We start from the raw sequence: 12,573 nt of genomic DNA, 5'->3' as shown, positions 1-12,573 counted from the left end.
GGTGTGCCGGAAGGAACCTAGAGGATAAGGGCGGGAAAAGCGCGTGACACGGGCGTGACACCAGTCTGGATGGCATATCGAAAGGCGACAACCCTGCAGCGCAATCCGGAGCAGTTCAGAAGCCCGCCTTCCGTAGTGCCTCGCGATATTGTTCCCTCTGCCACGTCTCCTTGAAGGGGACGAGGGTCAGCCATCTGTCGACGTCGAAATCGGGATTGGTTTCGCGCGCCTTGCGCATGTAGAGGCGGGCATTTTTCACATCGCCCAGCATCGCCCAGCAGGCGGCCGCAAGCCGGTCGGCCGGCGTGCGGTCATCCATTCTGCCGATCGCATCCAGCGCTTCCCCATAACGGAAGAGCGCAAAATTCGCGCCGGCCTCGGTCCACAGATATTCGGCGGGGCTCAGCGGATTGAGCGAGATTGCCCGGTCGATCTTGGCGAGCCCATCGGCCGGGCGCGAGGCATGCACGAGCGTATCGGCATAACTTGCGATGCCGTCGGCATAATGCGGGCTGAGCTCCTCGGCGACCTTCAGCGCCACCACGCTTTCATCGAAGTCGTTCAGATAGAGCTTGGCAACGCCGAGCTGGCGGAAGCCGGAAGCCAGCGAGGGGTCGGCGACGATGGCCCGGTTTGCATAATCCTCCGCAAGCCGGATCAGCTCGGCATCGCCGCGAGCCGTCAGCAGCCATTCCATCAGGAAGGTGCGCGCAAGGCCGGCGAGCGCCGGTGAGAAATGGGCGCTGTGCTGCAGGGCCTCGCGGAACGCCTTTCGTGCCCTGCGGATATCCGGCAGGGAAAGCCGCTTCATGTCCCGAAAGCCCAGGAGATAGCTGTGATAGGCGGCCGGATTGGCCTCGAAAGCTCCGCGCACGCTCTCGTTCTGGTGTATCTGGGCGGAAAGTTCCTTGGCAATGCGTCGTGCCATCTCCCGGCGGTCAGCGATCAGGTCGTATTTTTCGAGGCTGAAGCGCTCGGCCCAGATGACCTCGTCACTGGCGGCGTAGACGAGCTGGACGAACAGCGACGGCGGGCCGCTGCCCGCAGCCAACCGTGTGTGGAGCACATAGGAAATCGAATGACGCAGGATCATGCCTTGACGATCGGCATGGCGTGCGATTTGCACGGCGGTATGTGGCGCAACGACCGAGACGCTGTTCAGGGCGCAAAGGCCGATGGTCACGTCCTCGATCAGCGCCTCCGAAAGCATCGGCAGGAAACCGGCATCGCCGGCTTCGGCCGGCGGCAGCAGGACAAGGCGGGGCAGGGGCGTGGCTTTGAGAACGATGCCGCTGTCAAGCCTCGGTGCGGCCGGCAACGGCGTCGCCCTGCCGGCATCGAAAATCCTGCGCACTTCCTTCAAGGCCTGCAGATCGAGGCCGACATCCAGCGCGTTCCGGAGATCAGGCCTGCGGCTTTCGAAAAGCTGCCTGGCGTTTTCCAGGGAGCCCTCGGCCTCATAGGCTTGCAGAAGGATATGGCGGATGTTCTCGTCGTCGGGGGCATCGCGGAAGATCCTGAGCGCGGCTTCCTTGATGAGGCCGATATCGGCCCGCGAGCGGGCTTGTGGCAGCGCCTGCTTCACCGCGTCGATAAGGATTGCCATATGCCGGCTGCGCTCGCCGGAAACCCACGCCCGCATGCCGGTGCTTTGATCGGCAAGTTCGGCGAGGAAAACCGGCCGCAGCAGGGATAGGAGCCTGCGCAGCACATCGAGCGGATCGGTCGAGGCAAGGGTATCGAGTTCGGAGCGGTCGGCGACAAAAGCTTCTCGCCTGACCCTTACGTCGGTCGCGGTGAAGGCCAGCAATTCCACGCCGAGTTCTGCCTGCCGCACCTGGATGCGCGAGATCATCTTGCGCAGGTTCGCCATGATATCGGGATTGCCGGGGCTGTCCCACAGAAAGCGCGCAAGTGCGCGGCGCGAACATTTTCTATCCGGCCTGTCGAGCAGGTAACAAAGCGTCAGCAGGCCCTTTTCGGGAAAGGCTACAGGCTCTCCCGCCGCATTCAGCAGCCGCAGCGCGCCAAACGACTCGAGCCTGAGGGACATGCGCCGGTGACGTCCGCTTTCACTCTCTGCGGGAATCCGGCTCGTCCATCCTCAGTGCGCTGAGCGGAATGTCGCTGCTTTCGGTCTGCGCCATCGCCTTGACGAGCGAAATGATCGTTTCGCGAATGCGCCGGTCCTCGATCTTCATGAAGGCCCTGTTGAGGACGAGGCCCTCCTTCGACCGCAGAAATTCCGCGACCGGATCGGCGGGGGCGGACAAATCGAGGCCGGCAAGGCTCGGCGCTTGCGTATCGTCCTGCTCGAAAAAGAAGGCGGGCGAGGTGCGCAGCACTTCGGCGATCTTCTGCAGCCGGCTCGCGCCGATGCGGTTGATGCCCTTTTCGTATTTCTGCACCTGCTGGAAGGTCACGCCGATCTGTTCGGCAAGCCGTTCCTGGCTCATGCCGAGAAGCTGCCTGCGCCTGCGCACGCGCATGCCGACATAGGTATCAATCGCGTTCGGTGTCTTGACGTTCATGGCCTACCTTCTGTCTCTTTCGCATTTCAATCCATCGACTTGTAGACGGCATCGCGCCGCTTTTCCACGATTTGTTTTTAATATCATACGATGGTCGATCCTGACCGGTGCCGCTTTGTCACGCCCATCCTGGAAGGCGGCGGCCGCGGGTTCCTTCCGCCGGGCCGTATCGCCATGATGCTAAACGTTTTAAAGAGATGGAAAACATCATAAATATTGTGATATTGTGATTTATGCTTGTTCCAATTTAGTGATTGTGCGATCTTTTCAGCACCGGGATTTCGACGGTCTCCCGTGTGAGAGGAAGGGTGTTCAATGGCGCGCATTACGCTCAGGCAATTGCTGGATCACGCGGCGGAGGAAGGCTACGGCGTTCCCGCTTTCAATATCAACAATATGGAACAGGCGCTCGCCATCATGGAGGCCGCCGATGCGGCCTGCGCCCCCGTCATCATGCAGGCCTCTCGCGGCGCGCGCGCCTATGCCCACGATATCATGCTCAAGCACATGATGGACGCGGTCGTCGAAATCTATCCGCACATCCCCGTCTGCGTGCATCTCGATCACGGCAACGACCCGGCCAGCTGCATGACGGCCATCCAGGCGGGATTCACCTCGGTCATGATGGATGGCTCGCTGAAGGCGGACGCCAAGACGCCTGCCGACTGGGACTATAATGTCGGCGTGACCCGGAGAGTGACCGAGATGGCGCATCTCGGCGGCATTTCCGTCGAAGGCGAGCTCGGTGTGCTCGGCTCTCTCGAGACCGGCATGGGAGAGGCCGAGGACGGTCACGGCGCGGAAGGCAAGCTGTCTCACGACCAGCTGCTGACCAATCCGGACGAAGCTGTAAAATTCGTGCGCGAGACCCGGGTCGACGCGCTGGCGATCGCCATGGGCACCTCGCACGGCGCCTACAAGTTCACCCGCAAGCCGGACGGTTCGGTGCTGGCGATGAATGTCATCGAAGAGATCCACCGCAAGCTGCCGAACACGCATCTCGTCATGCACGGTTCGTCGTCGGTTCCGGTCGAATTGCAGGAGATCATCAACAGATACGGTGGTCAGATGAAGCCGACATGGGGCGTGCCGGTCGAAGAGATCCAGCGCGGCATCAAGAATGGCGTGCGCAAGGTCAACATCGACACCGACGGCCGGATGGCCATGACCGGCCAGATCCGCCGGGTCCTGCAGGAGGATCCGAGCGAATTCGATCCGCGCAAATATCTGAAGCCCGCAATGGCCGCGCTCACCAGGCTTTGCAGGGAGCGCTTCGAGCAGTTCGGCACCGCCGGCATGGCGGAACGGATTACCCCTCTCCCGGTTTCGGCGATGGCAAAGCGCTATGCCTCCGGCGCACTCGACCCGGTCTTTTCCCAGGATATTAAAGGCTGACGGGGCGGGCGCTTTTCCCCGGCCCGATATCCGTCGTGCCGGCCGCCAGGGACTGGCCGTGAAACACTTTGAGCAGGGTGACGACGTCACTGATTTCATGCTCGATACGCACAGCATCCCAGCCGAGCGCCTTGGCGGCGATGCCGGCAATATCCGTCAAGCCCTCGTAGGTCAGCCGACCCTCGATCGCGATCGTCGTGCGCCGCAAGACGATATCGGAGAGATGGACCACAAGCTCGTTGCGGGCGATCCAGTCGATCTCCCGAAAACTGTAATGTTCCGCCCTCGCTATGCGCTGCTCGTCGGAATGAGCCGAAGGGAACGTCGCAATAGCCTCTGCCGTGGTGCCATAGCGGTTCAGAAGCTGTTCTGCGCGCGCGGCCGTGATGCCTGCGGCCTTGGCGATCTTGTCGACAGAGCCCCGTCTTGCCTGGGCATCGGCGGGAAACGCCTTTCCGCCGCCGATCGCAAGATAGCGCGTCGACTGCTTGCGCGGACGCTCGAGCCGGGCCAGAACACTGTCGGCAACCTCCTCGGCAAAACCGCGAAACGTCGTCCACTTGCCGCCGACAAGCGACATGATGGCAAAAGGCCGCGTGCCGTCCGCTTCGATGACCGGTGCTGAATGGTCGCGGCTGATCAGGCCCGGCGCCGTTCCGTCGGAGGCCGGTAGCGGCCGGATGCCGCTATAGGTGTAGACGATCTGGTCGCGATCGAAGCGCAACGTGGGCAGCAGCGATCTCAGGCTCTGCAGGAAATAGTCGATCTCGGGCTCCTCGCAGCGCACGCTGTCGGGGTCCCGGCTCGGGATATCGGTCGAGCCGACGAGCGCGAGCCCGAGATAGCCGTAGACAAGGCAGATGCGACCGTCGTCGGCTTCGAAATAGATCATGTGGCCGTTGAGGCTGCGCACCAGCTCGGGGTGATCGATCAGGATATGCGAGCCCTTCGTGCCGCCGATCAGGCGCGAGGGCGCACCGAGCGCTTCGTTGACGTGATCGATCCATGGGCCTGCGGCGTTGACGACGAGCCTCGGACGCACAGAAAATTCCGCTCCGTCCTCGCGTCGAAAGCTCAGGCGGCCTTCCGAGCAGGCGGTCAGCGTGGTGAAATTTGCCGCGGAACAATGCGGGTTCGCCTCCAGCCCGTCCTTGACGAGTTCGTAGACGAGGCGTTCCGGCCGGCTGATCTTTGCGTCGTAATAAATGCCCCCGGCGACGATTGCCGGCGTCACATGCGGCATTTCCCGCCTGGCCTTCTTCTTCAGGATCAGCCGGTGGCGCGGCATCACGCGGTCGCGCGAACCGAAAAAGTCGTAAAGGGAAAGGCCGATCTTGATGAGCAGGGCGCCCCGGCTGCGGGGCGCGGTCTTGGAGCCGAACAATGTCTGCAGCGCCGCCCAGATACCGCGTGTCCACGAAAAGATCGGAATGAATGTCGGCAGCGCTTCAACGCAATGCGGCGCGTTCTTCAAGAGCAGGTTGCGTTCCAGGGTGGATTGGGCAACCAGGCCGAATTCCCCGGTTTCCAGATATTTCAGTCCGCCGTGAATGAGGCGGGATGGGGCCGCACTCGTTCCCGAACCGAAGTCTGCCTTGTCGACGATCATGCAGCTGACGCCCTGGGCCGCGAGATCGCGAAACAGGCCGGCACCGTTGATGCCTGCTCCAAGGATCACGACGTCGACGTCGTGCTCGCGGATGCCGGCGCTGCGCTCAAGCGTATCGGGGATCATGGTACTGTCGTCCTAAACTGCGGCCTCTGCCGCGCTGTCCTGCGCAAGGCCGGTGATCTTCGGCCAGAGCGGCTTCATCGTTTCCGCGATTTCCCGGAAGAGGCGGTAGCGCCTTTCATATTCCGCGCTGCGGGCGGCATCCGGTTTGCAGGTCTTGCCCTGCTTGTCCTTTGCCGGATCGCTTTGCGGGTCCGGGTAAAGACCGGCGCTCGCGCCGGCGCAAAGGGCGGCCCCCCAGGCCGCGGCCTCGTCGGTGCCGGTCACCGTCACCGGCATTGCCAGCACATCGGCAAACATCTGCGCGACTGCCGGGTTGCGCGATACGCCGCCGGCAAGCCGTGCCTCCCGGAAGGCGAAGCCGTCGCGCAGGGCATCGACATGGATGCGATGGTTGAACGCGATGCCTTCCATGACGGCCCTCAGCATGTCGCCGCGGTCATGCCAGCCGCCGAGCCCGAAAAAGCTTGCGCTTGCCGATGCCCCGTAGGGTGAGCCGAAGAGATAGGGGTGGAAAAGCACCGATGACGGACGCGCGAAAGCCGCGTCGATCTCCGATGCCAGCAAAGCGTGGATGGATGTGCCCCTGGCTTCGCAGTCCGCCCATTCGCGGCCGCACAGCTTTTCGATGAACCATTCGTAGTTGGCACTCGAAGCCGGCGAAATCGACATGCTGTTCCAGACGCCGGGCGCAATGCCATTGCGGCAGAACCAGCGTCGGTCGACGCGCGGCTCGAAAGACAGCGTCTCGTTGATCGAATAGGTTCCGGCAATGACCGCAACGATACCATCGGCATAACCACCCGCGCCGAGTGCCGAGGCGGTCACGTCGTGCAATCCGGCAGCCACGGGCGTGCCTTCCAAGAGGCCGGTCAACCGCGATGCATCGGCCGTTACCCGGCCAACGATCTCGTCCGAGCGCGAGGCTGGCGGCAGAGCTCCGGCAAGCGCCTGCAGACCGAACAGGCGCAGGGCATCCTGGCTATAATCTTGTGTCCCGACATCGGTGAACGAGGTGCTCGCTTCGGTGCGATCGGTACCGACGGTACCGGTCAGGCAAAATCGCAGCCAGTCCTTGCAGCTGATAACGTGGCCGATACGCTTGAAGCGTTCCGGCTCATGATCCCGGATCCAGGCCAGCAGCGCCGACGGGGCGGAGACGTGCGGCACCTGACCTGTGAGCGCGATCGCCTCATCGGCGATCCCGGTCGTCGTCCATTGATCGACGATATCGCCTGCGCGGCTGTCCAGCGATACGATGCCGTTGCCGAGCGGCGCCTGGGCGTGATCCAGCACATAGATGCCGTCGCCATGCGCCGTTGCCGCCACGGCCTGGATATCGCCTGCCGGGCGGCCGCTGAGGCCGATAGCCTCGCGGATGGCCTCGGCCGTTGCGGTCCACAGTTCGTGCATGTCTCGTTCGACAAAACGCGGCCTCGGGATGAGCTGGGTGACGCGCCGCCGCGCGACGGCGATCGGTGTCCCGTCGATATCGAAAATGACGGCCTTCGTAACCGTCAGGCCACTATCGATCCCGAGAAGACTCGGCATGCACATTCACCTTTCCGTGGCGACCGGTCACGTGCGTCCGTGGCCGGTCCTGGCGACGACGACGTTGATGTCCCTGGACCGCATCCGGTCGATGTGGACAGGGGGGGTCTTGTCATCGACGATGACGACGTCGAATTCCTCGAGCGCCGCGAAGCTGTGGAGCGCGCGCCGTTCGAATTTGGTATGGTCGGCAAGCAGGATCCGTTTGACGGAACAGTCGAACATGGCGCGTTTCGTATCGACGGTTTCCGGCGATTGATGCAGCACGATGCCGTCGTTGATGGCCGACATGGAAATGAACGCGATATCCGCGCGCAAGCCCTTGATCTCGTTGATCGTCATGCGCCCCATGAAGGCATTGCACCAGTTGTAGTACTGGCCGCCGAGCGCAAGAAGGGTGACGTCGTGCATGCCGGTCAGGGCATTCATCAGCGTCAGGGAATTGGTGATGGCGGTGATCGGCACTTTCGAGGAGAGATGCGATGCCATCTGCAGGACAGTCGTGGAATCGTCGAAAAAGATGGCCTGTCCCGGTTCCACGAACTGCATGGCGGCCTCGGCGATCACCTTCTTTTCCGCCGACTGCCGGCTGGAGCGGTAGACATCGCTGGACTCGATAAGGTTGGTAGCCGCCGCCGTGACGATGCCGCGCGTCTTCCTGAAGAGCCCGCGGCTGACGAGTTCGTCCACATCGCGATGCGCCGTCATCAGGCTGATGCCGAAACGATCGGTCAGATCCTCGATGCGCATCGAACCTTCGCTCATTACGGCCTCCGCGATCATGCGCCGGCGCGCGACCTGTCGTGTCTGGCGGCTGTCGCTGGTCAGCTGGTCCAACAGCTCGTCGCCCTGATTGGTCTTCTGTGTCACGGTTCACCCTTGTCGCTGAATTCCATATCCCAGCTTCGTATAGTGATTGCCGTGCCAAGGCAAAGAAGGCGAAAGCGGCCGGACGCGGTTGAAAGTTGTGGAGGGCGCCCGGTCGGGCGCCCTCCATCGCGTTACTGGGCCAGAACGAACGGGCCGGTGTACTTGTCGATATTGTCCTTGGTAATCAGCAGGCAATCGAACAGCTGCTTTTCGCTCTTGGCGCCGGTGCTGCCCGTCTTGATGACGTTGTCAGCCTGTTTGACGGCCTCTTCGGAGAAGACGGCGACGGGCTGAAGGACGGTATATTGCAGCTCGCCCGCCTTGATCGCGGCGACCGCATCCGGCGAACCGTCGAAGCCGCCGACCTTGACGTTGGCGAGCTTGCCGGCTTCCTTCAGCGCCGCGATGGCGCCGAGCGCCATCTCGTCATTGCCGGAGATCACGCCGATAATGTCGGGATTGGCCTGCAATATGGATTGCATCTTGTTGTGACCCTGGGTGCGGTCCCAATTGGCGACTTCCTGGGCGACCTTCTTGAGGTCGGGATACTGGGTCAGAACGGTTTCATAGCCGTTCGAGCGGGTGGCGGCGTTGTTGTCGGAGGGCGCGCCGAAGAGTTCGGCATAATTGCCTTTGTCGCCAACCGCTTCTACCCATTGCTGCGCCCCGATCGCCGCACCCTGGGCGTTGTTAGAAACGAGCTGGGCTTTGGCAAGGCCTTCCTGGTTGATTTCGGCATTGACGAGAATGACCGGAATACCGGCCGCGACCGCCTTCTTGACCGCACCGATCGAACCGTCGGCATTGGCCGGATCGAGGATGATGGCGACCGACTTGTTGGTGATGGCCGTATCGATCAGGTTGCTTTCGGTGTTGGTGTCGCCTTTATGCGCGCTGACAGTGGCCGTGTAGCCGAGTTTTTCGGCCGTTGCCTTGGCGACGTTGCCCTCCGTCAGCCAGTAGGGGTTCGACGGATCGTTGACGATGATCGTCATCTGGCCCGCCGCCCAGGCGGAGCTGACGAGGATCGGGGCGACAGCCGCGGCTGCCAGAAGAATGCGCATGCCTTTCTTAAACATAGTCTCTCTCCCTTGTGAGTTCAGGTGCTGCCGGAAACCGGCGGTGCTTTCCACGATCCGTCTTTTGGAGATCCAGGTGCCGTCGTGGATAAGTTCTGCTTTTGACGTCAGGACGATTTTGCCCGGCGCCCGTATTGGATGCTGTTCATGAGGACCGCGAGGACGATGACCGCGCCGGTGAAGACGGTCTGCCAGTAGGCCGAGACACCGATGATGACGAGGCCATCCGAGAGGAAGCCGATCACGAAGGCGCCGAGCATCGTGCCGCGCACGGTGCCGCGCCCGCCCGTCAGCGCAGCGCCGCCGATGACGACGGCCGCAATCGCCGTCAATTCGTAGGTCGTGCCCGCCGTCGGGCCGGCAGAGGTCAGCTGCGACGACAGGACCAGGCCGGCAATGGCCGCACAGACGCCCGAAAGCACGTAGACGATCACCTTGACGCGCTTGACCGGCACGCCCGAGAGGTCGGCGGCGCGCTCGTTGCCGCCGGAGGCGTATAGCCAGCGGCCGAAGGCCGTGCGGCTAAGCACGATGCCGCAGATGATCGCGAGCACGGCGAGCACGATGACGCCGATCGGAATCCCCGCCAGACGGTTGAAGCCGAGCCAGTCGAAACCGGTATTGCCGAGTTCGGGGCGGCCGCCGAGATTGTTGTAGGTCAGACCGTTGGTCATCAGCAGCGCAATGCCGCGCGCCACATAGAGCACGCCGAGCGAGGCGACGAAGGCCGGCACTTTCAGATAGGCAACCAGCACGCCGTTGACCGCGCCGACGACGGCGCCGAGGGCGCAGGTGATGACCACGACAGCCCAGACCGGCGGATAGAGGATGACGCCGAAAGCCGTCAGCGTCACACCCTGCATCAGAAAGCCGGCAATGCAGCCGGCAAGCCCGAGCGTCGAGCCGACCGACAGGTCGATGCCGCCGTTCAGGATCACCAGAAGCATGCCGATCGCCAGAATGCCGAAGATCGCCACATGCGAGGCCATGGTCAGGAAGTTGCCCAGGGTAAAGTAATAGGGCGACAGGAAGGAGAAGACCGCGATGATGACGATCAGCGCGAAGAAGGCGCGGCCTTCCAGGATCAGGCGCACGAGGTTGGTGTTGCGCTTCTGCCCGTGCGACACTGACTTCTTTTCGGTGATGTTCGTGACTGACATAATCAGTGCTCCATAATTCCGGGCTAGTGCGCGACCACGGCTTCGCCTGATGCGGCCATGATCTTTTCCTTGGTGACATCAGCACCGAACTCGGCCGAGATCCGGCCGCGATGCATGACGATGATGCGGTGCGCGATGCTCAGGCATTCGTTGACTTCCGAGGTCGAATAGACGACGGCGAGGCCCTGCCGGGCGCGTTCGGCCAGCAGCTTGAAGACTTCGGCCTTGGCGCCGATGTCGATGCCGCGGCTCGGCTCATCGAGAAGAATGACCTTCGGGTCGGTCGCCAGCATTTTGCCGATAACCACCTTTTGCTGGTTGCCGCCCGACAGCGAGCCGATGGCGGCCTCTCCCCCGTCGGTCTTGACGCGGACCCTGCGAATGGAAGCATCGACAAGCTCGCGCTCGCGACGGCCGGATGTGAACAGCCCCCTGGTAAAAGCGCCGATGCTGGCAAGCGACAGGTTGGAGCCGACCGACATCGTCTGGACGAGGCCGTCACGCTGGCGATCCTCGGGCACCAGAACAAGACCGCTGGCGATGCGTCCGGCGATGCTCAGATGTCCGACGTCCTGGCCTTCGAGCCGAACGGTGCCGCCACTTGCGCGCAATCGCCCGGCCACGCATTCCAGAAGTTCGGTACGGCCGGCGCCCATCAGGCCGTAGATGCAGACGACCTCTCCGGCGCGCACGTCCAGCGACAGGCGGTCGACAGAGTTGAAGGCCGAGCCGGACGGGCCGGGAACGGTGAGATTGTCGATCGACAGCGCAGGCTTACCGAATTCGTAACCGTCGGGCGGACTGCCGAGATCGAAATTGTCGCCCACCATGTTTCGCACGATCCATTCAAGATCGATGTCCCGGCGTTGCGCGTAGGCGGTCATGGTGCCGTCGCGCAAGACGACGGCGTGGTTGGTGATCTGCAGCGCTTCCTCGAGATGATGGGAGATATAGACGATCGACACGCCGCGATCGGTCAGGTCGTGGATGACCTTGAAAAGCACCTCGACTTCGGTGGCGCTCAGCGCCGAAGTCGGCTCGTCCATGATCAGGATGCGCGAATTGACCGATAGCGCCCGGGCGATCTCGACGATCTGCTGCTGGCCAAGACGCAGATCTTCGACCTTGGTCAGCGGATCGATCTCCTCTTCCAGCTCTTCCATCAGGATGCGTGTCTGGCGCTCTTCCTCCGCGAAATCGACAACGCCGCCTCTGATGATCTCGCGGCCCATGAAAATGTTGTCGCGCACGCTGAGATTGGGGGCGAGGCTGAGCTCCTGGTGAATGATCGAGATGCCGCATTCGCGCGCATGGGTCGAAGAGCTGAAGCTGATCGGCGCGCCGTCGAGGATGATCTCGCCCGATGTCGGCTGGACGACGCCCGAAAGGATCTTCATCAGCGTCGATTTGCCCGCCCCGTTCTCCCCGAACAGCGTGGTGACCTGGCCGCGATGGATATCGAAATTGACGCCCTTGAGGGCATGCACGCTGCCGTAGGATTTGGCGATGTTGCGGGCCGCAAGCACGACCTCGCCGACGACTTCGGATGTGGACGGCGCGCTCATCTGACGTCGACCTTGACCGGAGTTACGAGCCAGTTCTTCGGGTTGATCAGCTTGAAGACACCGATGACGGTTGCCGGCTTGCCATCGAGCTGGTCCGGATCAAGGCCGGCGAAGACGGTCTTCTTCATCTCGTTGTTGATGGCCGAGCCGGCATCCTGATACTGGATCTGGTTGGTGAACTGACCGAATTCGATCGTGCCCGTGGCGTCGCGGAGGTCCGTGCCATTGACCGCAGGGCCGGTCTGGACACGGACCACCGTCTCGGGGGGAAGGCCGTCGATCTTCATCTCGTTTGTATTGGATTTGCGCGCGCCGAAAGTGCCGCTCAGCGTCACCGGGATGACCGGGCCGGTGCTCGTGGCAACACCGTATTTTTCGCCGGCAGCCTTCTTGTCTGCCGCGATCGCCGCAGCCAGGTCGGACGCGGCGACAGCCCTCTTTTCGACATCCGCCTGGATTTTCGGAAACTGCTCCGCACCGAAGGTCTCCGGAGAAAAGGCCTGTTGCCTCACGTCGTTCGCCGAGCCGATCTGGACGACCTTGGTGTCGAGCGCGATTGCGCCGATGACAACGATTGCGGCAACGGCGCTGACGATGGTCTTGAGGTTGCCTTTGCCTGGCGTGGATGGTGCGGGGGCGGACTGGGTATTCATTGCTGGCGGCCTTTACGGCTGGTCGGATTTATCTCGA

Annotated in this window: 10 protein-coding genes; 1 reads left to right on the top strand and 9 read right to left on the bottom strand. The window is 62.5% G+C overall.

Annotated elements, in window-relative coordinates:
- Positions 1-115 precede the first annotated feature (115 nt).
- Positions 116-2,053 carry an SARP family transcriptional regulator gene (locus ACU8HS_RS23895; protein ID WP_113413595.1) on the bottom strand — a complete coding sequence of 646 codons (1,938 nt, stop codon included), beginning with the start codon at positions 2,051-2,053 and terminating at the stop codon, positions 116-118.
- Between the two features lie 19 nt (positions 2,054-2,072).
- On the bottom strand, positions 2,073-2,531 hold the full coding sequence (locus ACU8HS_RS23890) for a helix-turn-helix domain-containing protein (RefSeq protein WP_112758540.1): 459 nt from the start codon (positions 2,529-2,531) through the stop codon (positions 2,073-2,075).
- 315 nt (positions 2,532-2,846) lie between these two features.
- Between ACU8HS_RS23890 and fba the strand changes: the two genes are divergently transcribed.
- Positions 2,847-3,926, top strand: a complete 1,080-nt coding sequence (gene fba / locus ACU8HS_RS23885; protein WP_113413596.1) for a class II fructose-bisphosphate aldolase — start codon at positions 2,847-2,849, stop codon at positions 3,924-3,926.
- Here fba and ACU8HS_RS23880 read toward each other — a convergent pair.
- The 7 genes from ACU8HS_RS23880 to ACU8HS_RS23850 all read right to left on the bottom strand — a co-directional run bounded on the left by ACU8HS_RS23880 (position 3,916) and on the right by ACU8HS_RS23850 (position 12,536).
- A complete protein-coding gene (locus ACU8HS_RS23880) occupies positions 3,916-5,661 on the bottom strand; it encodes a glycerol-3-phosphate dehydrogenase/oxidase (RefSeq protein ID WP_113413597.1) in 1,746 nt (581 codons plus the stop codon). The genes fba and ACU8HS_RS23880 overlap by 11 nt on opposite strands.
- Before the next feature lie 12 nt (positions 5,662-5,673).
- On the bottom strand, positions 5,674-7,209 hold the full coding sequence (locus ACU8HS_RS23875) for an FGGY-family carbohydrate kinase (RefSeq protein WP_447016346.1): 1,536 nt from the start codon (positions 7,207-7,209) through the stop codon (positions 5,674-5,676).
- Positions 7,210-7,236: 27 nt separating this feature from the next.
- Complete coding sequence (locus ACU8HS_RS23870; RefSeq protein ID WP_112572652.1) at positions 7,237-8,079, bottom strand: DeoR/GlpR family DNA-binding transcription regulator; 843 nt, start codon at positions 8,077-8,079, stop codon at positions 7,237-7,239.
- Positions 8,080-8,210: 131 nt separating this feature from the next.
- Positions 8,211-9,158 carry a D-ribose ABC transporter substrate-binding protein gene (locus ACU8HS_RS23865; protein WP_112705540.1) on the bottom strand — a complete coding sequence of 316 codons (948 nt, stop codon included), beginning with the start codon at positions 9,156-9,158 and terminating at the stop codon, positions 8,211-8,213.
- A 107-nt stretch (positions 9,159-9,265) separates the two neighbouring features.
- Positions 9,266-10,318: an ABC transporter permease gene (locus tag ACU8HS_RS23860; protein WP_112705539.1), complete on the bottom strand. Its 1,053-nt coding sequence runs from the start codon at positions 10,316-10,318 to the stop codon at positions 9,266-9,268.
- A gap of 23 nt (positions 10,319-10,341) precedes the next feature.
- Positions 10,342-11,883 carry a sugar ABC transporter ATP-binding protein gene (locus tag ACU8HS_RS23855; protein ID WP_112705538.1) on the bottom strand — a complete coding sequence of 514 codons (1,542 nt, stop codon included), beginning with the start codon at positions 11,881-11,883 and terminating at the stop codon, positions 10,342-10,344.
- Entirely contained in the window at positions 11,880-12,536 is a 657-nt protein-coding gene (locus tag ACU8HS_RS23850) for a DUF2291 family protein (RefSeq protein WP_447016345.1), read from the bottom strand. The genes ACU8HS_RS23855 and ACU8HS_RS23850 overlap by 4 nt, the downstream gene beginning before the upstream one ends.
- Positions 12,537-12,573: the final 37 nt, after the last annotated feature.

Source organism: Rhizobium sp. KDH_Rht_773_N (assembly GCF_052946295.1).
Note: the sequence above shows the minus strand (reverse complement) of the source record. Positions and strands in the feature narration are given on the sequence as shown.